Source organism: Micromonospora sp. DSM 43699, assembly GCF_055517075.1.
Genome location: NZ_JBTMMT010000018.1, coordinates 20066 through 40411 on the forward strand (window position 1 = coordinate 20066; position 20346 = coordinate 40411).

The 20346-nt window shown below is 71.5% G+C and carries 20 protein-coding genes; 6 read left to right on the forward strand and 14 right to left on the reverse strand.

What is annotated here, in order from left to right:
- Nucleotides 1-6 precede the first annotated feature (6 nt).
- The 8 genes from AC0AIB_RS12060 to clpB form a co-directional block, all read right to left on the reverse strand.
- Nucleotides 7-1599, reverse strand: a complete 1593-nt coding sequence (locus tag AC0AIB_RS12060) for a polyamine aminopropyltransferase (protein ID WP_465096677.1) — start codon at nucleotides 1597-1599, stop codon at nucleotides 7-9.
- Complete coding sequence (locus tag AC0AIB_RS12065; RefSeq protein ID WP_442930854.1) at nucleotides 1596-2291, reverse strand: hypothetical protein; 696 nt, start codon at nucleotides 2289-2291, stop codon at nucleotides 1596-1598. Before AC0AIB_RS12065 ends, AC0AIB_RS12060 begins: the two co-directional genes overlap by 4 nt.
- A 53-nt stretch (nucleotides 2292-2344) precedes the next feature.
- Nucleotides 2345-2767 carry a DUF350 domain-containing protein gene (locus tag AC0AIB_RS12070; protein WP_328341467.1) on the reverse strand — a complete coding sequence of 141 codons (423 nt, stop codon included), beginning with the start codon at nucleotides 2765-2767 and terminating at the stop codon, nucleotides 2345-2347.
- A 38-nt stretch (nucleotides 2768-2805) separates the two neighbouring features.
- Nucleotides 2806-3231: a DUF4247 domain-containing protein gene (locus AC0AIB_RS12075; RefSeq protein WP_328341469.1), complete on the reverse strand. Its 426-nt coding sequence runs from the start codon at nucleotides 3229-3231 to the stop codon at nucleotides 2806-2808.
- Entirely contained in the window at nucleotides 3228-3905 is a 678-nt protein-coding gene (locus tag AC0AIB_RS12080; protein ID WP_328341471.1) for a DUF2617 family protein, read from the reverse strand. Before AC0AIB_RS12080 ends, AC0AIB_RS12075 begins: the two co-directional genes overlap by 4 nt.
- A 2-nt stretch (nucleotides 3906-3907) precedes the next feature.
- Nucleotides 3908-4534, reverse strand: coding sequence for a DUF4178 domain-containing protein (locus AC0AIB_RS12085; protein WP_328341473.1), 627 nt, complete (start codon nucleotides 4532-4534; stop codon nucleotides 3908-3910).
- 96 nt (nucleotides 4535-4630) lie between these two features.
- Nucleotides 4631-5035, reverse strand: coding sequence for a hypothetical protein (locus AC0AIB_RS12090; protein WP_328341475.1), 405 nt, complete (start codon nucleotides 5033-5035; stop codon nucleotides 4631-4633).
- Between the two features lie 227 nt (nucleotides 5036-5262).
- On the reverse strand, nucleotides 5263-7854 hold the full coding sequence (clpB, locus tag AC0AIB_RS12095) for an ATP-dependent chaperone ClpB (RefSeq protein WP_328341477.1): 2592 nt from the start codon (nucleotides 7852-7854) through the stop codon (nucleotides 5263-5265).
- Nucleotides 7855-8051: 197 nt separating this feature from the next.
- Here clpB and AC0AIB_RS12100 point away from each other — a divergent pair, with 197 nt between their 5' ends.
- On the forward strand, nucleotides 8052-9101 hold the full coding sequence (locus AC0AIB_RS12100) for a Fic family protein (RefSeq protein WP_465096678.1): 1050 nt from the start codon (nucleotides 8052-8054) through the stop codon (nucleotides 9099-9101).
- 57 nt (nucleotides 9102-9158) lie between these two features.
- On the opposite strand, the gene AC0AIB_RS12105 is transcribed toward AC0AIB_RS12100, so the two are convergent.
- Nucleotides 9159-9440, reverse strand: a complete 282-nt coding sequence (locus tag AC0AIB_RS12105) for a hypothetical protein (protein ID WP_328341481.1) — start codon at nucleotides 9438-9440, stop codon at nucleotides 9159-9161.
- A gap of 465 nt (nucleotides 9441-9905) precedes the next feature.
- Here AC0AIB_RS12105 and AC0AIB_RS12110 point away from each other — a divergent pair, with 465 nt between their 5' ends.
- The 4 genes from AC0AIB_RS12110 to AC0AIB_RS12125 all read left to right on the forward strand — a co-directional run bounded on the left by AC0AIB_RS12110 (nucleotide 9906) and on the right by AC0AIB_RS12125 (nucleotide 12671).
- Nucleotides 9906-10136, forward strand: coding sequence for a winged helix-turn-helix domain-containing protein (locus AC0AIB_RS12110; protein WP_091252208.1), 231 nt, complete (start codon nucleotides 9906-9908; stop codon nucleotides 10134-10136).
- 131 nt (nucleotides 10137-10267) lie between these two features.
- Nucleotides 10268-10768, forward strand: coding sequence for a cation:proton antiporter regulatory subunit (locus AC0AIB_RS12115; RefSeq protein ID WP_088641912.1), 501 nt, complete (start codon nucleotides 10268-10270; stop codon nucleotides 10766-10768).
- A 5-nt stretch (nucleotides 10769-10773) separates the two neighbouring features.
- The gene (locus AC0AIB_RS12120; RefSeq protein WP_328341487.1) at nucleotides 10774-11979 is read left to right on the forward strand and encodes a cation:proton antiporter; all 1206 of its coding nucleotides are present in this window, start codon (nucleotides 10774-10776) and stop codon (nucleotides 11977-11979) included.
- A gap of 260 nt (nucleotides 11980-12239) precedes the next feature.
- Nucleotides 12240-12671, forward strand: a complete 432-nt coding sequence (locus AC0AIB_RS12125; RefSeq protein WP_328341489.1) for a hypothetical protein — start codon at nucleotides 12240-12242, stop codon at nucleotides 12669-12671.
- Between the two features lie 872 nt (nucleotides 12672-13543).
- Here the strand turns inward: AC0AIB_RS12125 and AC0AIB_RS12130 are convergent.
- The 5 genes from AC0AIB_RS12130 to dnaK all read right to left on the reverse strand — a co-directional run bounded on the left by AC0AIB_RS12130 (nucleotide 13544) and on the right by dnaK (nucleotide 18267).
- Nucleotides 13544-13771 carry a hypothetical protein gene (locus AC0AIB_RS12130; RefSeq protein WP_328341491.1) on the reverse strand — a complete coding sequence of 76 codons (228 nt, stop codon included), beginning with the start codon at nucleotides 13769-13771 and terminating at the stop codon, nucleotides 13544-13546.
- A 90-nt stretch (nucleotides 13772-13861) separates the two neighbouring features.
- Nucleotides 13862-14305 (reverse strand): heat shock protein transcriptional repressor HspR, encoded by a 444-nt coding sequence (locus tag AC0AIB_RS12135; protein WP_328341493.1) that lies wholly within the window; start codon nucleotides 14303-14305, stop codon nucleotides 13862-13864.
- A gap of 28 nt (nucleotides 14306-14333) precedes the next feature.
- On the reverse strand, nucleotides 14334-15518 hold the full coding sequence (dnaJ, locus tag AC0AIB_RS12140) for a molecular chaperone DnaJ (protein WP_465096679.1): 1185 nt from the start codon (nucleotides 15516-15518) through the stop codon (nucleotides 14334-14336).
- An 82-nt stretch (nucleotides 15519-15600) separates the two neighbouring features.
- Nucleotides 15601-16344 (reverse strand): nucleotide exchange factor GrpE, encoded by a 744-nt coding sequence (gene grpE / locus AC0AIB_RS12145; RefSeq protein WP_328341497.1) that lies wholly within the window; start codon nucleotides 16342-16344, stop codon nucleotides 15601-15603.
- A gap of 39 nt (nucleotides 16345-16383) precedes the next feature.
- A complete protein-coding gene (gene dnaK, locus AC0AIB_RS12150; RefSeq protein ID WP_465096680.1) occupies nucleotides 16384-18267 on the reverse strand; it encodes a molecular chaperone DnaK in 1884 nt (627 codons plus the stop codon).
- A 211-nt stretch (nucleotides 18268-18478) separates the two neighbouring features.
- Between dnaK and AC0AIB_RS12155 the strand changes: the two genes are divergently transcribed.
- The gene (locus AC0AIB_RS12155) at nucleotides 18479-20332 is read left to right on the forward strand and encodes a GTPase family protein (RefSeq protein ID WP_465096681.1); all 1854 of its coding nucleotides are present in this window, start codon (nucleotides 18479-18481) and stop codon (nucleotides 20330-20332) included.
- Nucleotides 20333-20346 lie beyond the last annotated feature (14 nt).

A 20346-nucleotide genomic window follows, 5' to 3' on the forward strand; every position in this document is an offset into this window, starting at 1 on the left:
CCGAGGCTAGTAGCCGCGCCACTCACTGCGGGCGTAGTCGAGCACCCTGGGCCGCAACAGGGTGGAGGCGGGCACGTCGAGGCGGGCCCGGTCGGCGGGGAAGGCCGCCGCCGCCCGCAGCACCGCCGGGTCGAGGAACCGCAGCCGGGGCGGGTCGGCCGGCAGCTCCAGCACCGGCGGGGTGCCGCCCGGCGCGGCGAGCACGAACCCCCAGTCGCCGAACGACGGCACGTCGACGTGGTAAGGCACGGTGGCGAAGCCGGCCTCGCGTACCGACGCCTCGATCGACCAGTACGACCTGGGCGCGAAGTACGGCGACCCGGACTGCACCACCAGCCGGCCGCCCTCGGTGAGCACCGAGCGGATCAGCGCGTAGAACTCGACTGTGTAGAGCTTGGCGGTGGCCGTCTCGTCCGGGTCGGGCAGGTCGGCGACGACCACGTCGAAGCGTTCGGCGGCGGTACGCAGCCAGCCGAACGCGTCGGTGTTGAGCACCCGTACCCGGGGGTCGTCGAGGGAGCCGCCGTTGAGCGCCCGCAACTGCGGCTCGGAGCGGGCCAGCGCCACCACCGCCGGGTCGAGGTCGACCACTGTCACCCGGCGCACGTCCGGGTAACGCAGGATCTCGCGGACCGCGAGCCCGTCGCCGGCACCGAGGACCAACACCTCACCGCGCGGGCCGCGCATCGCCGGATGGACGAGCGCCTCGTGGTAGCGGTATTCGTCGATCGAGCTGAACTGGAGGTCGCCGTTGAGGAACAGCCGCAGGTCGGTGTCGGGGTGGCCGACCTCGCGCACCGACCGGGTCAGCACGATCTCCTGGTAGCGGGAGCGTTCGGCGTGCACCACCGGGTCCCGGTAGAGCTGCTGGCGGCTGGTCACCTCGAAGTCGGCGGCGGTGACCCAGGCGTACCCGAGGCAGAGGGCGACCACGACGGAGCCGGCGCCCAGCACGAGCCGGGCCCGCCGGCTCAGCTCGGCGCGGAACACCGTGCAGACCAGGGCCAGGCCGGCGACCGCGTTCACCGCGCCGACCACCAGCGCGCCCTTGAGCTGGCCGAAGACCGGGATCAGCAGGAACGGGAAGGCGAGCCCGCCGAGCAGCGCGCCGACGTAGTCGGCGGCGAACAGGTCGGCGACCGCGCTGCCGGCGGCCTGCTCGCGGATGCGTTGCAGCATCACCATCAGCAGCGGGATCTCCGCGCCGATCAGCAGGCCGAGCACGAACGCGGTGCCGACCAGCGCCGGGCCGTACAGGTCGAGCCAGGCGAAGGCGGCGTATAGGCCGAGCACCGACAGGCCGCCGAGCAGGGCGAGGGTCAGCTCGATCACCGCGAACGCGGCGGCGGCCCGGGGCTGCAACGGCTTGGCGACCAGCGCGCCGACCCCCATCGCGAAGACCATCACGCCGAGCACGATCGACGCCTGCCCGACCGTGTCACCGATCAGGTAGCTGCCGAGCGCGACAAGCGCCAGCTCGTACACCAGGCCGCAGGCGGCGCAGACGAAGACCGCGACCAGCACCGCCGCGCGGGCGAGCCGCCAGCGCGGCCGGGCGGCCGGGCCGCCGTCGGCCGGCACCGATGTCCCGGCGGTCACGGCTTGCCCCAGGTACGCCCGGCCGGGGCCGGGGCCCGCCGCCGGCTCCGCTGCACGAACCCGACGGTGATCAGCAGCACGGCGACCAGCAGCAGGCCGGCGGCGGTGAGCAGCAGACCCCACCGGTCCCGCCAGAAGTCGCTGCCGGCCTCCGGCAGCGGAGCCACCGCGGCACCGGGATCGACGGTCGGGGTGGCGGCCGGTGGTGCGACGCCGGCCTCGGCCACCAGCAGCGGCAACGCCACAGCGGCCCGGCAGACCGCCCAGCCCGGGTCGTCGACGAACACGTCGTCGTTCAGGCCGAACCTGGTCAGCCCGGCCTGCACCGAGGCCAGGTCGGCGGCGGCGATGTCGGGCGAGCCGACCACTGTGACGTACGCCGAGTCGCTGCTCTCGCTGCTCTCCGCGGTGTAGGTGATCCGGGCACGGGCCTCGACCCAGCGCGGGCAGCGGGCGTCCTCGCTCACCGGCACCCCGTCGCCGAGATTGGAGCCGACACTGACCGCCGAGTCGTACGACTCCTCCAGCCGCCAGCCGTAGCAGATGCCCTGGCTGGCGGTGGCCTGGGCGAGCAACGGCACGGTGTCGGCGCGTTCGTCAACCGCCGGGGCGGGGACGGCGGTGCCACCGGAGTCCTGGTTGAAGAGGCTGCTTCCCACGCAGCACAGCGCCAGGCCGAGGACGATCCACACCACCCAGGCGCCCGTGTTCTGTTTCGGCTTCGCCGGCTGTTGCGCCGTGGTCATCAGCTGATGGCGGCGGCGATGACCGCGCCGGTGGCGAGGTGCACCACCGCCGACACCCAGACCGCCGGGTGCGGCTGCGGGTCGACCAGCAGCTCGCCCAGCTTGCCCGGGGTCAACGCGTCGAGCAGCACGAACGCCAACGCCATGATGACCAGCCCGACGATCCCGTACGCGGCGGCACCGACCAGGCCGAGGAGGAAGTCGTCCTCGCTGGCGGCGATCGCGGCGACCACGATGGTGCCGACGCCGGCCAGGTTCGAGGCCAGCAGCAGCGCCGCGTTCCGGTTGCGTTCGATCCAGATCTGCTCGTGGAGCTTGCCCGGGGTGGCCACGTCGACAAGCACGTAGCCGACGGCCATCAGGACGACGCCGACCACCCCGTAGGCGAGGGTGACCAGCAGATCGGTGACCAGGTTCTGCACAGGTGCTCCAGGGTTCGTTCGGTCGGGATCGGTTCGCGCTACTTGCCGGTGCCGGGGCCGCCACCGCGTACCGTGCTGCCCCGCCCCCAGCCCCAGTGGTTGCCCACCGTCGAGTGGTAACGCGGGTACGCGGTCCGCATCCGTTCCAGCAGGATCACCGAGCCGGCGGCGATCGGCAGGATCACCAGCGAGTCGTCGTCGTAGCGCAGGTAGACGCCGCTGCCGTCGACGTACTGGTCGGCCGGCTTCCAGGCGCCGGTGATGTCCTCCGCCACCTGGCTCGGGGTCCGGTTCGAGGTGTAGGCGACGGCGTCCCCGCCGATGTCCCGGCTCGCCGACCGGGTGTAGCGGTCCTCGACGTAGCCGCGCGGCGAGAAGTTGCCGTAGAAGATGGCGAAGGCGGCCACCAGCGCGCCGATGACCGCCAGGGCCACCCCCACCACGATCCAGCGTCGGTAGGTCACGGTTTCTCCTCCGTTCGCGACTGCGGGGTTCGCACCATCGGCTGCGGGGCTCGCGGGAGCGCCACCGTCGTCTCGGTCAGGACCAGTTCGTTGGTCTGGGGGTACGCGTGCCAGGTGCGCCAGCCGACCGACCCGGCCGGCAGATCGGTGCGCACCGCCAGCGCGGTGACCGCGTCCGGGTCGCCGGGAAAGACCCCGACCAGGGCGTACGGGTGGTCGGCCAGGTCGGCGCGGAGCGCGGTGATCCGGGTGTGCAGCTCACCCTCGGCGGGGCGCAGCACGGTGGCGGTGAACCGGTAGCCGCCCGCCTCGTCGTGCAGGCTGTCGGGCAGGTGCGGCGGTCGACCGGGCAGGCAGGCCACCGTCTCGACGAGCGCACCCGCCGCGTCAGGACCCGTCGCGTCGGGGCCCGCCGCGTCAGGACCCGTCGCGTCGCCGGACCCGGCCGAGGTGGCCGCGTCGGCACGCCCGGCCGGAACGTTCGTGTCGGCGAGCCCGGCCGGGGCGGTAAGGACGACCTGGTGTGACGCACCTAGCAGGCGTAGCCGGAGCCGGATGCCACCGGGCAGGGTCAGGTCACGCACGTGCAGGGCGGGGCGTTGCGGGCCACCGAGCGCCAGGCTCAGGTCGGCGGCGCAGGTGTCGACGTACGGGGTGTCCAGGCTGACCAGCACGATCAGGACGCCTCCGGCCCGGCCTGCGGGTACACCATCACGTCGGCACGGTGCAGGTGTTCACCCCGGCCGACCTCCCAGCCGGCCTCCCCGTACGCCTCGAAGGAGAGCCGCTCGCCGCCCTGCCCCCGGTAGTCGTGGTAGCGGACCGTGCCGTGCGGGTCGAGGCCGGTGCTGCCGGTGGCCGAGTAGCGAGCCTGGCCGGACTCCTCCCAGGAGTAGCGGCGGCCGGCGAAGTCGAGGGTGGGTGCGCCCGGGGTGACCGTCGCGGCCGGCTCGGCCGTCCAGAGCACCAGTTCCAGGTCGGGGTCCTCCTCGACGGAGAGCCAGCGCTTGTCGCCCTCGACGGTGTCCAGCAGGTGCTCGGCCCAGCTCCAGCCGCCTTCGACCAGGTGCACCGAGCCACGGACCGCGTACGACACCTGGCGGATCTCGACGATGTCACCGGGCTTGAGCTTGCGGGGGTCACCGCGCAGCGCGTCGGAGTCGGTGTCGCGGAAGGGGTCCTTCGCCGCCGTCGGGCGGGTCTGCCTACGCCCCTTGCGCAGGGCCACCACCGCCACCACGACCCCGGCGACCCCGATCAGACATCCCAGCGTCGTCACGACGTATGCCAGCGAACCGTTCACCCCGACCACCTCCCCAAGTGTGTCGGCGGAGACGGTAACAACACCGCGCACCCCACGCACCTGGGGAAACTCAATTATTGCTGAGTGAACGGTCAGTTACTGAGCGTCTTCGTCGGTGCGGTGGTCGGCAAGCCGTTCGGCGGCGTACCCACCCAGCGTGGTGCTGCCCATCAGGCAGCCACTGAAGGTGGTGAGTTCGCCGTCGTCGTCGCGTAGCATCGTCCAGGCGTCCCGGGCCGCCGGCGGGTCGACCTCCTCCAGCAGCGTCGCCGCGTACGCCCGACCGGCCGGCGAGCCGTGCCGCAGCAACCAGTCGACCTGCTCACGGGCCTGTCGGGGACGCTGCGCGAACGCCTCCTCGACCCGCCGGTACGCCTCGGTCGCCGGCAACAGCGTGCCGGCGAACCCCACCCCGCCGAAGGCGACGGTGTCCGCCCCGGCGAGTTCCCGCACGGCGGCATCCAACTCCGGATCCCCGCTCTTCTTCCGCATCCCGAACATGTCCCCATCCTTTCCCCGCCCCGCCCCCAACCAGCCCACCCCATCCCGCCCAACCCCATCCCACCCCTCCCCACCGTGCCCCTGCGCCCCGCGCCCCGCGCCCCGCCCGGTCCGACTGCGGTGATCAAGAGGTTTGCGCAGTGGAGAGCGCTCTCGGTGACGTAAACCTCTTGATCACCGGCACAGAGGGGCGGGGAAGGGCACAGAGGGGCGGGGAGGAGCGGGAGTCAGGCGGGGGTGACGGTCAGGCCGTCCTTGCTGTCGGCCAGGTCGACGCGCACCGTGTCGCCGTCCCGGATCACGCCGCCCAGCAGGGCCTTGGCGAGCTGGTCGCCGATGGCCGACTGGACCAGCCGGCGCAGCGGTCGGGCACCGTAGATCGGGTCGTACCCGTGCTCGGCGAGCCAGGTCCGGGCGGTGTCGGTGACGTCCAGCGCCAGCCTGCGGTCGCCGAGCCTGCGGCGCAACCGGTCGAGCTGGATGTCGACGATGGACCGCAGGTCGTCCCCGCGCAGCGCGGCGAAGACCACGATGTCGTCGAGCCGGTTGAGGAACTCCGGCTTGAAGTGCGAGCGAACCACCGCGAGCACCCCCTCGCGGCGCTGCTCCTCGGCGAGCGTCAGGTCGCTGATCACCGACGACCCCAGGTTGGACGTCAGGATCAGGATCGCGTTACGGAAGTCGACGGTACGACCCTGGCCGTCGGTGAGCCGCCCGTCGTCGAGCACCTGGAGCAGGATGTCGAAGACGTCCGGGTGGGCCTTCTCCACCTCGTCCAGCAGGATCACCGAGTACGGCCGGCGGCGCACCGCCTCGGTGAGCTGCCCACCCTCCTCGTAGCCTACGTAACCGGGCGGGGCACCGACCAGGCGGGCGACTGAGTGCTTCTCGCCGTACTCGCTCATGTCGATGCGGACCATGGCCCGCTCGTCGTCGAAGAGGAACTCGGCGAGCGCCTTGGCCAGCTCGGTCTTGCCGACGCCGGTCGGGCCGAGGAAGAGGAAACTGCCGGTGGGGCGGTCCGGGTCGGCGACGCCGGCCCGCGCCCGGCGTACCGCGTCGGAGACGGCACCGACGGCCTCGGCCTGGCCGACGACCCGGCTGCCCAGCGACTCCTCCATCCGGAGCAGCTTGGCGGTCTCGCCCTCCAGCAGTCGGCCGGCGGGGATGCCGGTCCAGGAGGCGACCACGGCGGCGATGTCGTCCGCGCCGACCTCCTCCTTGAGCATCGCGCCGTCGGCCTGGAGCCGGGCCAGCTCCTCCTCGGCCTGCTTCAGCTCGACCTTCAGTGCCGGAATGCGGCCGTAGCGCAGCTCGGCGGCGCGTTCCAGCTCGCCGTCGCGCTCGGCCCGCTCGGCCTCGCCGCCCAGGCGTTCCAGCTCCTCCTTGGCGGTGGAGAGCTTGGTGATGTGGCTCTTCTCGGTCTGCCAGCGCTCGGACAGCGCGGTGAGCTGCTCGCGCTTGTCGGCCAACTCCTTGCGCAGCCGTTCCAGCCGCTCGGCGGAGGCGGCGTCGGGCTCCTTGGCCAGCGCCATCTCCTCGATCTCCAGCCGGCGGACGGCCCGCTCGATCTCGTCCACCTCGACCGGCCGGGAGTCGATCTCCATCCGGAGCCGGGACGCGGACTCGTCCACCAGGTCGATCGCCTTGTCCGGCAGGAACCGGTCGGTGATGTAGCGGTCGGACAGCGACGCGGCGGCGACCAGCGCGGCGTCGGTGATCCGGACGCCGTGGTGCACCTCGTAGCGCTCCTTGAGGCCGCGCAGGATGCCGATGGTGTCCTCGATGGTCGGCTCGCCGACCAGCACCGGCTGGAAGCGGCGCTCCAGGGCCGGGTCCTTCTCGATGTGCTCGCGGTATTCGTCGAGGGTGGTCGCGCCGACCATCCGCAGCTCGCCGCGCGCCAGCATCGGCTTGAGCATATTGCCGGCGTCCATCGAGCCTTCACCCTTGCCCGCGCCGACCACGGTGTGCAGCTCGTCGAGGAAGGTGATGACCTGCCCGTTCGAGTTCTTGATCTCCTCCAGGACGGACTTGAGCCGCTCCTCGAACTGGCCCCGGTACTGCGCCCCGGCGACCATCGCGCCGAGGTCGAGCGAGACCAGCTTCTTTTCCCGCAGCGACTCCGGCACGTCGCCGGCCACGATCCGCTGGGCCAGGCCCTCGACGATCGCCGTCTTGCCGACGCCGGGCTCGCCGATCAGCACCGGGTTGTTCTTGGTACGCCGGGAGAGCACCTGGATCACCCGACGGATCTCCGAATCCCGGCCGATCACCGGGTCGATCTTGCCGTCCCGGGCGCTGGCGGTCAGGTCCACGCCGTACTTGGTGAGCGCCTGGTAGGTCTGCTCCGGGTCGGCGCTGGTGACCCGCCGGTCCCCGCCCCGCACGGTCGGGAACGCGGCGACCAGGTTCTCCTCGGTGGCCCCGGCGGACTTCAGCGCGTTGGACACCGCGCCACCCACCCGGGCCAGGCCGGCGAGCAGGTGCTCGGTGGAGGTGTACTCGTCGCCGAGCGGCCGGGCGATCTGCTCGGCGGCCCCGATGGCGTTGACGAACTCCCGGGCCAGGGTGGGCTCGGCGATGCTGGACCCGCGCGCGGCGGGCAGCCCGTCGACCGCGCGCTGGGCGACCCGGCGCAGCTCGGCGGGATCGGCACCCACGGCGCGCAGCAGGCCGGCGGCGGTCGAGCCGTCGGTGTCGAGCAGGGCCAGCAGCAGGTGCCAGGATTCCACGGTGGCGTGACCACGCTGGTTGGCCAGCGCGACGGCACCGGTGATGGTTTCGCGGCTCTTGGTGGTGAGTCGTTCCGTGTTCATGGGCTCCCCCGGGATCGGCGTGTCCACTAGTAAGAGACACCACCAAAGTTGAGCCTATTCCGCTCAACTCTGCTGGTGTGACTCGCATCACAATGAGTCGAGACCGAACGCGCCGGGGCTCGCGCAGCAAACTACCCAAAGAAACTACTAAACTAAATAATTCACGTCACCGTTGGGGACTTTTCCGGGAGTTTGCCGTGCTCAGCTTCGCCAAACTGGACCATTGCATCGGTCACGTTCCCGGCCCGGTCGTGACGGCACTGAGCACGGTGGACGTCGGCCGGGGATCGGAGGATCTCTACCGCGACCAGCTACCCGGGCTACTCAACCAGTTGGCCGACCGGGCCCGGGTAGCGAGCATCACCGCCTCGTCGGCCATCGAGGGGATCGTCGTCGACGACAGCGCCCGAGCCGATCGCATCCTCGCCGGACGGGTCACCAACCTGAGAACTCGCAGCGAGCAGGAGTTGGCCGGCTACCGGGACGCGCAGGACTACCTTTTCCAGGGCTCCTGGCGACCGCTGAATCCGGGCCTCCTACTCCATCTGCACAAGTTGCTCTTCGCCCACACCGCCGCGCCGGGCGGCCAGTTCAAGACCGAGGACAACGTCGTCGACCGCGCCGCCACCGGCGAAGTGACTGTTCGCTTCCGGCCCGTACGAGCGTCGGACACGCCCTATTTCGTAGCCGAACTGATCGATCGTTACGCGGCCGAGACGATAGCGCGGCGTCACCATCCGGTACTCCTCGTCGGCCTCTTCGTACTCGATCTCCTCGTCGTGCACCCCTTCGAGGACGGCAACGGCAGGGTGACGCGGGCACTCACCAATGCCCTGCTGATGGATGCCGGCTACTCGGTGTCGAGGTACGTCAGCCTGGAGCACCAGATCGCCGCGAGCGCAGACGGCTACTACCAGGCACTGCTGGACTCGACCCACGGCTGGCACGACGGCGAGGCCGATCCCTGGCCGTGGCTGACCTACTTCGTCAGCATCTTGGCGAACGCGTATCGCATGTTCGCCGAACGCGCAGCTTCGGATCGGGCAGACGGCTCGAAGCAGGATCGGGTGCTCGACTACGTGCTCCACCACGCCCCGCGCATCTTTCGGGTCGCCGACATCCGCACGGCGCTACCCGGCATCAGTGACCCGACGATCCGTGTCGTACTGGACCGCCTACGTCGTGAGGGCGCGATCGCTTCGGAGGGGCTGGGCCGGGCGGCGGCTTGGCGGCGCCTACCGTCCTGATCCGGCGGAAGGCGCCCGCCGGTCAAGAGGCAGACAGGGGCTCACAGTCAGCTCAGGTCAACGGGGCAGGCGGGCGGCGTTCGGTGGCCAACGGGGCAGGCGAGAGGTGCAGGGGGTCTCGTGGTCCGCCCGGAGCACGCACCGCCGACCACTGTCCAGCCGGTTGTCGCAGTAGACGCGGTGGCGTACCCCCTGATCATCCTCGGCGGAGACGGTGGTCTCGCCGGGGTCGACGTGGGCGAGGAAGGCAAGCGAGCGGGCCGCCGTCCGGGCGAGCATCTTGGCCCGCGCCAGATCCGCGGCGACCACCGGCAGGTGTACGACATACCGCCCGGTCACGCCTCCCCACCCGCCCGACCCGGCTCACGCCGCCCCGGGCGGGCCGGAGCAATATCGGCCCAATGGCGGTATCGCGATGGCTCGGACACCGCAATATCGCCCCACCTGAGTTGACCAAGGTCGAGCTTCGACGGTGGGTGCGGCGACTCGTACGCCATGGCGCTCCTTCGTTGGACGGCTCGGTGTCGCGGTGCTGGAAGGGCAGCCCGGCCGCGCTGTCGCCTCGGCCGGACTGCCCGCCCTGCCGTCGCAGCCCACTTCGGTGGTACGACGACAGGGCCGCTGGCCTGGTCGGGACGGGCCACGGGGGATGCCCGCCCCGACCGCGAGCGCCCCAAGTGCCATCCGGGGGCGTTCACGACGAACCTACAATCGGTACCGGTTGTAGGTCAATGACCCACCCACGATTGCTTGAGGTCGGAGGTGCCCGCGTGATCAAATGGGCGTGCCATCCGGGGAGTGTGTATGCCCAAGCAGCAGTACCAGGTGCTCGCAGACGAGCTGAAGAACAAGATCGATTCGGGAGAGTGGCCGCCCGGCACCAAGCTGCCGAGCAGGTCGCAGCTGTGCAAGGAATACAGCGTGTCGGACACCGTGGTCGGCAAGGCCATGATGATCCTGCGCGCCACCGGGCTCACCGAAACCCTGGAAGGGGTCGGAGTCTTCGTCGCCACACCCGCCGACGCCTCGTCCTGAGCCGGCCGCCCGGCCCACAGGGTTACCGGTCGGAGGGTCGGCGAACACGGGCGGTGTCGACGGCAGGGGGCCCACCAGCAGCGCAGACGTCCGGCGGGCCGGTCTTTCCGGCAGGGTATAACCTCACGTCCGTGCGAGTACGTGTCGAACAGACCGCCTTACCAGGAATCGGCGTACGTCATGATCTGATGACGGAGTCCGGTCGCCGGCTCGGTGTGGTCTCCCACCGCAATGGCCGCCGCGACCTGGTCCTCTACGACCCGGACGATCCCGACTCCTGCCAGCATGACATCCCGCTGACCGACGACGAGGCCGAGGCGTTGGCCGACATCCTCGGCGCGTCGCTGATGCTGGGTCAGCTCTCCGGCCTGCGCGAGCAGGCGGCCGGGCTGCTCACCGAGCAGATCGCCATTCCGGCCGGGTCGAAGTACGTCAACAAGCGACTCGGTGACACCAAGGCGCGTACCCGCACCAGCGCCTCCATCGTGGCGGTGCTCCGGCAGGGCGAGGTCAACGTCTCGCCCGATCCCACCTTCCGCTTCGCGGCCGGTGACGTGGTGGTCGTGGTCGGGACCCGGCAGGGTCTCGACGGGGTGACAGCCATCCTCGCCGACAGTGACCCGGACGGCTGAGGCGGATGCACGAAACCACCACACTGCTCATCGAGGTCGGCGCGCTCCTGCTTCTACTCGGGCTGCTCGGCCGGCTCAGCCGCCGGTTCGGCGTCTCCCCCATCCCCCTCTATCTGGTCGCCGGTCTCGCCTTCGGTCACGGTGGCCTGCTCCCGCTGGCCGCGAGCGAGGAGTTCTTCGCCGTCGGCGCCGAGATCGGCGTCATCCTGCTGCTGGTCATGCTCGGCCTGGAATACAGCGCCAACGAGCTGGTCGGCAACCTGCGCTCGGCGGCCCCGGCCGGCCTGATCGACGCGGCGCTCAACGCCCTGCCCGGTTTCGGTTTCGCGCTGCTGCTCGGCTGGGGCTGGGTGGCCGCCGTGGTGCTCGGCGGCATCACCTGGATCTCGTCCTCCGGGGTGATCGCCAAGGTGCTCGGCGACCTCGGCCGGGTCGGTAACCGGGAAACCCCGGTCATCCTCTCCGTGCTGGTCATCGAGGACCTGGCGATGGCGCTCTACCTGCCCCTGGTGACCGCACTGCTGGCCGGTGTCGGCCTGGTCAAGGGCGGCATCGCGCTGGGTGTCGCGGTGTTCACCGTGGTGATCGTCCTGGTCGTCGCCATCCGCTTCGGCCACCTGATCTCCGCCGCCCTGTCGGCCAAGGACCCGGAGGCGTTGCTGCTCGGGGTGCTCGGCCTGACCCTGCTGGTGGCCGGCATCGCCGCCCGGCTCCAGGTCTCCGCCGCGGTCGGGGCGTTTCTGGTCGGCATCGCCCTGTCCGGGCCGGTGGCGCACCACGCCACCGAGCTGCTCTCTCCGCTGCGGGATCTCTTCGCCGCGGTCTTCTTCGTCTTCTTCGGCCTGGTCACCGACCCCCGGGACATGCCGCCGGTGCTGCTACCCGCGATCGCGCTGGCCGTGGTCACCATGGGGACGAAGCTGCTCACCGGCTACCTGGCGGCCCGCCGGGCCGGCATCGCCGAGCCCGGCCGTTGGCGGGCCGGCTTCGCGTTGATGCCGCGCGGTGAGTTCTCCATCGTCATCGCCGGTCTGGCGGTCGCCGCCGGCACCGTCGAACCCAAGCTGGCCGCGCTCGCCACGGCGTACGTGCTGATCACCGTGATCACCGGGCCGATGCTCGCCCGACTGCCCGACATGCGCTGGTTCAAGCAGCGGCTGCGCCGCCGGATCGCTGCCCAGCACCCCCGGCCGGTACCCGCCACGGACTGAGCCAGGCCTGGCCAGGTCGAGGCCTTACGGTCGACCTGGCCAGGCCACGGCTGCCAGGTCGACCCGGCCAGACGGCGGCACGGTCCCCTGGCCAGGTCACGGCTGCCCTGGCCAGGTCGCCCCGACCAGGGCAGCCGTTGCCGAATTGCTCCCGGTGGGGTCTTCCGTCGGCCGGGCAGCGGCGGCTAGCGTTGCGCCCCAGCAAGCCCGGGTCCGCGGATGGCCGGAGGCACCCCGCGGCTGTGAGCGGAAGGTTGCCGGTGAACGTGCAGGGTCCGACGTTCCGCGGCTTCGCCAACCCCGTCGACCCGTCGCCGGCGGAGTTGCGGGCCTGGGCGTACCAACCCGATTCGGTGCCGTTGACCTCCCTGCCCCAGGACTGGGACCTGTTGGTCGCCGGTGACCACCTGGTGTCCACCCTCTTCGAGCTGGCCATGGATCCAGCCTGCCCGGCCCGCCGGTTCGCCCTGCACTGCCTCTACATCTACGCGGCCGACGGCATCCGGACGAACTTCCGCGCCCATCCCCGGCGGCGCTTCCGCAAACTGGTCGAGCAGGCCGAGCGCGACGGCGACGAGTTGGTGCGCAACTGGGCGTACAACAGTCGGGTGCTGCTGGCCCGTCAGGAGCTCTTCACCTACCACGACTGGTGCGAGGGCGGCCTGGTCCGGGGGAACCGCCGACTCGGCTGAGCTGACACACCGGCCCGGCCAGAGCGATCACGTCGGCCCCCTCTCCCCAACACCGTTGCGTTAACGCCGTGGGCAGCTGGTCAACCCGGGACAGGAAGTGCCCGATCGGGGAGCGGGGTGGGCCCGCTTGGCGATCATGGAGTGGTGGTGCCGACCTTGGGGGCTTTACGGGCGTTCTGTCACCCACCACAACTCCATGATCGGCGAGGCAGCGGTGGTCGACGAACAGCCGGACCACCTAACGCAACGGTGTTGCCCCTCTCCCCGCGACCACGATGCGGCCAGCGAAGAACGACGACTCCGACCCATCACGCAGTGCCACCATCACCCCACCCCCACCCTCTACCACTCACTCCCTTTGCTCTGCTGTCCTCACTGCGACAGTCACGACAGGTAACCAGACCTCGGATCAAGAAGAGAGCGCTCTCACTACTACCCCGCAGGCCATGCCAGATGTCGCCGATGGCAGCAGAGCAAAGCGGGGCAAGGAGACATGCGAGGGGAAGCGCGCAGATCACTGTGTGTCATGGCGCAAGGAAGTTACTCTGCGCAATCTACGGAGTACCTGCGGACCAGCAACCCGGCGGGCGAGTGGCCCCGGCGGGAGAGTGACCGCATCTGCAGCGAGCCCCGCCCGCGCAACCGAGCGCAACCGAGCGCACCCACCGCAGCGACCCGGCCCCAGCGGCGACTGGCCAGTCGACAACCTGGTCGGATTAAGTCCGATTGGTTCTTTTGGATCCGATTCGGTTTGGTTCGGTTTGAACTCGGCCCACACCGGCGAGTCCGGCCCACACCGCAGCCCCACGCCTGGCAGGACGGCGAACGGGCCGGGACCCCCCGTGGGTCCCGGCCCGCACGTCGGCGGATCGTCAGCGCTCCGATCCGCCCTGGTTCCGGCGTTTCGCCACAGCCTGCCCCTGGTCCACCCCACGTTCGGCCCGGTCCGTCCGATCAGCCCGGTCGGCGAACCTGCCGTTCTTCACCGTGTCGGAGAACTTGCCCTGGGTAACCCGGTCGAACTTCTCCCGGACGTTCTCGGCCACCTTGTCGAGCCGCTCCTCCGCCTGTCGGGCCACCTTCTTCGCCGATTCCGCCACGGTTTCCCCCCGCCATCGGAGCCCGGATTGAACTGGTTGGACCTGATTCATAGGCTAACCGGAACCACCGCCTCACCGCCGGAAAACCGGTCAGCGGTCGGGGGTGCGGCGGGGACGCCAGACGACCAGCGCCGTGGAGGTGCGGTTCGTCGGCACCAGGTCACCCCGGGAGAAGCCGCTGGCCAGCGTCTCCAGCTCGGCGATCCGCCGGTACGCGGCGTCCAGCTCCGCCTCCAACCGGGCCACCCGCTGCTGGGCCTGCTCCACCAGGCGTTCCAGGCTGATGATCCGCTTCACGCCGGCCAGGTTGACGCCCTCGTCCTGACTGAGCCGCTGCACCTCGCGCAGCAGCACCACGTCGCGCACGCTGTAGCGCCGCCCGCCCCCGGCCGCCCGGCCGGCCTGCACCAGGCCGAGTCGGTCGTACTGGCGCAGCGTCTGCGGGTGCATTCCCGCCATCCGTGCCGCGACCGAGATCATCAGCACCTTGGCCTCGTAGGCAGGGTCACCCGAACCGACGAACCCGTCCGACATCCCACTCACCTCCGCACCCGTCCACCGGTCAACCGGCCCGACGCACCCGCGCGTCGAGATGTTCCCGGGCCGCCGGCGGCGTCGACCCGGCGAACGACTCCAGCGCCGCCCGGGCCTCGTCCGACACCGTCGCCGGCACCACCACGTCCAGCGTGACCAGCAGGTCACCGGCCTGCCCGTCCCGTCGCACCACACCCTTGCCCCGGGCCCGCAGCACCCGACCGGACGGGGTTCCCGGCGGGACGCGCAGGGTCACCGCGCCGTCCAGCGTGGGCACCCGCAGATCGGTGCCGAGCACCGCCTCGGTGAAGGTGATCGGTACGGCCAGCGTCAGGTCGTCACCGGTACGCCCGAACAGGTCGTCCGGGCGGACCTTCACCTGGACGAACAGATCGCCCGCCGGCCCACCGCGCTGGCCCGGTTCGCCCCGCCCGGCCAGCCGGATCCGCTGACCGTCGGCGACCCCGGCGGGAAAGCGGACGTTCAGCGTGCGGGCCTTGGTGACTCCGCCGGTGCCGTGGCACTCGGGGCACTTCTCCTCGACGACCGTCCCGACGCCCTGGCAGTTGCGGCACGGCTCGGAGAAGCTGAACGACCCCTGGTCACGGGTGGTCACCCCGGCACCGTGGCAGACCGGGCAGGTGGTCGGCTGGGTGCCCGGCTTCGCGCCGTTGCCGTGGCAGGTGTCGCAGACGCCGGGCGCCCGCAGCGTCAACGGCAGGGTGACGCCCCGGACCGCGTCGCCGAAGTCGAGGGCGACCTCGGCCTCCACGTCCCGACCCCGGGCCGGGCCACGCGCCCGCGTCGGACCGGGCCCACCGGCACCGCCGGAGAAGATCGAGCTGAACAGGTCGGTGAAGCCGCCGCCACCGAACCGGGTGTCCCCACCACCGCCGCCGCCGAACAGGTCGGAGACGTCGAACGGGGCACCACCGGGCTGACCCGGGCCGCGTGCGCCCCGGCGGAAAGCGCCCGAGCCGAACAGCGAGCGCATCTCGTCGTACTCGCGGCGCTTGGCATCGTCGCCGAGCACCGCGTACGCCTCGGAGACGCCCTTGAACCGCTCCTCGGCCGACGGGTCACCGGGGTTGTGGTCCGGGTGCGACTCCCGGGCCAACTTCCGGTACGACTTCTTGATCTCGTCCGAGGAGGCGGACTTCTCCACGCCCAACGTGGCGTAGAAGTCCTTCTCGATCCAGTCCTTGGAACTCACCGGTCCACCCCCTTCCGTGAGATGTGGCCCGGTCGCCCCGCCCGCCGGGTGAGGGCGGGCGGGGCGACCGGATGGCCGTGCACTATTCCGGGTCGGCGACCGCGACCATGGCCGGCCGCAGCAACCGCTCGCCGAGCAGGTACCCCCGGCGCATCACCTGCACGCAGGTGGGCTCGTCGACGTCCGGTGAGGTCTGGTGCGCGACCGCCTCGTGCCGGGTCGGGTCGAACGGGTCACCCTGCTCGCCGAAGGGCGTCAGGCCGAACTTGCCCAACGCCGTGGTGAGCTGCTCGGCCACCGTGCCGAACGGACCGACCAGGTCACCGTGTTCCCGGGCCCGGTCCAGGTCGTCCAGGATCGGCAGCAGCGCGGCGAGCACCGAGCCGGTCGCCTGCTCCTGGACCACACCCCTGTCCCGGTCCACCCGCTTGCGGTAGTTGGCGTACTCCGCCGACACCCGTTGCAGGTCGCGGGTCCGCTCGTCCAACTCGGCCCGGAGGGCTTCCAGTTCGGCACCGAGCGGGGAGCCCGTCGGGCTGCCGTCGACCGGCTGCGCGGGGGCGTCCACCACCGGCGGACCGGTCGGTGCCGGGCCGTCGAGCGTGGTCGCCTCGATCTCGATCTCGTCGACCACCACCTCGGCATCCTCGACCAGCCCCTCGGTCGGGGCGTCCGCCCCGGCGTCGGCGGCGGCGGGCGTCTCCTCGGTCCGGCCGAGCTTGCGGTTGTTCCGGATGACGACCCGCGGCCCGTCGTCGGCGGGCGCGGAGCCACCCGGCGTCGACCCGGAGGCGTCCGGGTCGGCGGCTCGTGGCTTCTCCGTCATACGACTACCTCGTTCCCTGTGCGGTGCCGGTGCGGACGGTCACTTCTTGTCCTCGTCCACGATCTCCGCGTCGACCACGTCGTCGGCACCGCCGGCCTTCGGGCCACCGGCCGCACCGGCACCCGCGCCGGCACCGGCACCGGTGCCGGTGCCCGGACCGGCAGCACCCGGCTGCTCCCCCTGCTCGGCCTGCTGCGAGTAGAGCAGCGAACCGGCCTGCTGGGAGACCTGGGCGAGCCGCTCGTGGGCCGCCTTGATCTTCTCGATGTCCTGGCCGCCGAGCGCGCCGCGCAGTTCACCGAGCGCCTCGTTGAGCTGCTCCCGGTTCTCGGTGGGCAGCTTGTCGCCGCTCTCGGCCAGGAACTTCTCGGTCTGCCACTGGAGCGCCTCGGCCACGTTGCGGGTCTCGGCCTCCTCCCGGCGACGCTTGTCGTCGTCGGCGTGCTCCTCGGCGTCCCGGCGCATCCGCTCGATGTCGTCCTTCGGCAGCGAGGAGCCGCCGGTGATCGTCATCTTCTGTTCCTTGCCGGTGCCCAGGTCCTTGGCGTGCACGTTGACGATGCCGTTGGCGTCGATGTCGAAGGTGACCTCGACCTGCGGCACGCCGCGCGGTGCCGGCGGGAGGCCGGTCAGCTCGAAGGTGCCGAGCTTCTTGTTGTACGCCGCGATCTCGCGCTCACCCTGGAACACCTGGATCAGCACCGACGGCTGGTTGTCGTCGGCCGTGGTGAAGACCTCGGAGCGCTTGGTCGGGATGGTGGTGTTGCGCTCGATGAGCTTCGTGAAGATGCCGCCCTTGGTCTCGATGCCCAGGCTCAGCGGGGTCACGTCGAGCAGCAGGACGTCCTTGACCTCGCCCTTGAGCACGCCGGCCTGGAGGGCCGCGCCGACGGCGACGACCTCGTCCGGGTTGACGCCCTTGTTGGGGTCGCGGCCGGTGAGCTGCTTGACCAGGTCGGTCACGGCCGGCATCCGGGTGGAGCCGCCGACCAGGATCACGTGGTCGACGTCGGCGATCTTGATGCCGGCGTCCTTCACGGCCTGCTCGAACGGGCCCTTGCAGCGGTCCAGCAGGTCCTGCGTCATCCGCTGGAACTCGGCGCGGCTGAGCGTCACGTCCAGGTGCAGCGGGCCGGCCGAGCCGGCGGTGATGTACGGCAGGTTGATGTTGGTGGTGGTGGCCGCCGACAGCTCGATCTTGGCCTTCTCGGCCGCCTCGCGGAGCCGCTGGAGGGCCATCTTGTCCTGGCCCAGGTCGATGCCGTGCTCGCCGCGGAACGTCTTCACCAGGTGGTCGATGATCCGCTGGTCCCAGTCGTCGCCGCCGAGCTGGTTGTCACCGCTCGTCGACTTGACCTCGACGACGCCCTCGGCCAGCTCCAGCAGGGACACGTCGAAGGTGCCGCCGCCCAGGTCGAAGACCAGGACGGTCTGCTCCTTGGAGCCCTTGTCCAGCCCGTACGCCAGGGCCGCCGCCGTCGGCTCGTTGACGATCCGCAGCACGTTGAAGCCGGCGATCTCACCGGCCTCCTTGGTGGACTGGCGCTGCCCGTCGTTGAAGTAGGCGGGGACGGTGATCACCGCGTCGGTGATCTGCTCGCCCAGGTAGGCCTCGGCGTCCCGCTTGAGCTTCATCAGCGTGCGCGCCGAGATCTCCTGCGGGGTGTACTTCTTGCCGTCGATGTCGACGGTCCAGTTGGTGCCGATCTCCCGCTTGACCGAGCGGATGGTCCGGTCCGGGTTGGTCACCGCCTGGCGCTTGGCGACCTCACCGACGAGCACCTCGCCGTTGCGGGCGAACGCGACGATCGACGGGGTCGTCCGCGAGCCCTCAGCGTTGGCGATGACGGTGGGCTCACCGCCCTCCAGAACGCTGACGCAGGAGTTCGTCGTGCCGAGGTCGATACCGACCGCACGTGCCATCTTCGCTTCCTCGCTTCGTTCGTTACGGGTGGGCAGGTCAGAGGGCCTGCCCGGGGGGCCGCCCGTAGCGACCACACCACAAGTTGAGTGAACTTGACTCAATAGTGCCACGCGATCGCCAAAGCGCAAGTCGAGTTGAGCCGACCCGACGCAACCTGACCGTTACTACCCTCCGGTTGTCTCTGTTGCATCGGTCGGGCACGCTTTAGCGGTGACGACGCACGGCGATCCCGCCACCCGGTCCGGCGCGCCCACCGTCGCCGCCCGCACCGGGCCGTCGGAGACCGACGAGACGCCGCCCGGCACCACCGGAGACGGCCTGCCCGCCGCCCTCACCGGCCTGCGGGCCGCGATCGGCGCGACCCGGTTCCCGTTGGCGCTGCCCTCGGCCGAGCCGGCCCGGCACACCGGCCGGGCGCTGACCGACCAGCTCGACGACTACCTGCTGCCCCGGCTGGCCCGGCTCGACGCCCCACTGCTCGTGGTCGTCGGCGGCTCCACCGGCGCGGGCAAGTCGACCCTGGTCAACAGCCTCGTCCAGGCCCGGGTGAGCGCCGCCGGCGTGCTCCGCCCCACCACCCGGTCCCCGGTGCTGGTCTGCAACCCGGCCGACTCCGCCTGGTTCCGCCAGGGTGAGCTGCTGCCCGGTCTGACCCGCACCAACGAGCCCAGCGAGGACCCGGGCACCCTGCACCTGGTCACCGCGCCCGCGCTCCCACCCGGGCTGGCCTTCCTCGACGCCCCCGACATCGACTCGGTGGTCGACGCCAACCGGGCCCTCGCCGGCCAACTGCTCGCCGCCGCCGACCTCTGGCTCTTCGTCACCACCGCCGCCCGGTACGCCGACGCCGTCCCGTGGGAGCTGCTGCGCACCGCCCGCTCCCGGGGGGCCGCGATCGCCATGGTGCTCGACCGGGTGCCGCCCGAGGCCGCCGACGAGATCGCCGCCCACCTGTCCGAGATGCTCGCCGCCCAGGAGCTCGGCGCGGCACCGCTGTTCGTCCTGCCGGAGACCTGGGTCGACGGTCAGGGTCTGCTCCCCGACCGGGTCACCGCACCACTGGGCAGCTGGTTCGCCCGGCTCGCCGCCGACGCCGAGGCCCGCGCCGCCGTGGTCCGGCAGACCCTGGACGGCGCACTCGCCTCGCTGCACCCGACCGTGGAGGCGCTCGCCGACGCGGCCGACGAACAGGTCGCCGCCGCCGACGCGCTTGACGACCGGGTCCGGGCCGCCTACAAGGGCGCGCACCGCACCGTGGCCGAGGGGCTGAAGGACGGCCGGCTGCTGCGCGGTGAGGTGCTCGCCCGCTGGCAGGAGTTCGTCGGCACCGGGGAGTTCTTCCGGACGCTGGAGGCCCGGATCGGCCGGCTGCGCGACCGGCTCGTCGCCGCGGTCACCGGTCGGCCCGCCACCCCCGCCACCGAGCTGCGCAACGCCATCGAGTCGCAGCTGGTCACCCTGCTGCGCGGAGTCTCCTCCGAGGCGGCGGAGCACACGTACACCGCCTGGAAGGCGCACCCGGCCGGGGCCGCGCTGCTCGAACCGCCGCTGGCGCACGCCTCGGCCGAGCTGCCCGAACGGGCCGAGCGACTGGTCCGGGACTGGCAGCGGGCGGTGCTGGAGCTGGTCCGGGAGGAGGGCGGCGACCGGCGGTTCGTGGCCCGGACGGCCGCGTACGCGGTCAACGCCACCGGGCTGGCCGTGATGATCGCCGTCTTCGCCTCCACCGCCTTCATCCCGACCGGCCTGGAGGTCGCCACCGGGGCGGGCACCACAGTCGCCGCGCAGGCCGTACTCCAGGCGATCTTCGGCGACCAGGCGGTGCGTACCCTCGCCGCGAAGGCCCGGGGTGACCTGCTGGACCGGGTCCGCACGCTGCTGGACGAGGAGGCGGCCCGCTACCTGTCCCGCACCGACACGGCCCGGTGCGGTGCGGAGGCCGCCGCCGGGCTGCGTCGGGCCGCCGGCCGGGTCGAGGTGGCCCGGCACCGCAGCGGCCTCGCCGACCGGGTCGGCCAGGCCCTGCCGACCCCCACCCCGACCTCCGAGGAGGGCACCCGGTGACCAACATCGTCGGC

Excerpts from the sequence above, each read along its gene's own strand:
- grpE (WP_328341497.1), bottom strand. The coding sequence starts at position 16,344 with ATGACGGAGAAGCCACGAGCCGCCGACCCGGACGCCTCCGGGTCGACG.
- clpB (WP_328341477.1), bottom strand. The coding sequence starts at position 7,854 with ATGAACACGGAACGACTCACCACCAAGAGCCGCGAAACCATCACCGGT.
- AC0AIB_RS12110 (WP_091252208.1), top strand. The coding sequence starts at position 9,906 with ATGCCCAAGCAGCAGTACCAGGTGCTCGCAGACGAGCTGAAGAACAAG.
- AC0AIB_RS12090 (WP_328341475.1), bottom strand. The coding sequence starts at position 5,035 with ATGTTCGGGATGCGGAAGAAGAGCGGGGATCCGGAGTTGGATGCCGCC.
- dnaK (WP_465096680.1), bottom strand. The coding sequence starts at position 18,267 with ATGGCACGTGCGGTCGGTATCGACCTCGGCACGACGAACTCCTGCGTC.
- AC0AIB_RS12135 (WP_328341493.1), bottom strand. The coding sequence starts at position 14,305 with ATGTCGGACGGGTTCGTCGGTTCGGGTGACCCTGCCTACGAGGCCAAG.
- AC0AIB_RS12120 (WP_328341487.1), top strand. The coding sequence starts at position 10,774 with ATGCACGAAACCACCACACTGCTCATCGAGGTCGGCGCGCTCCTGCTT.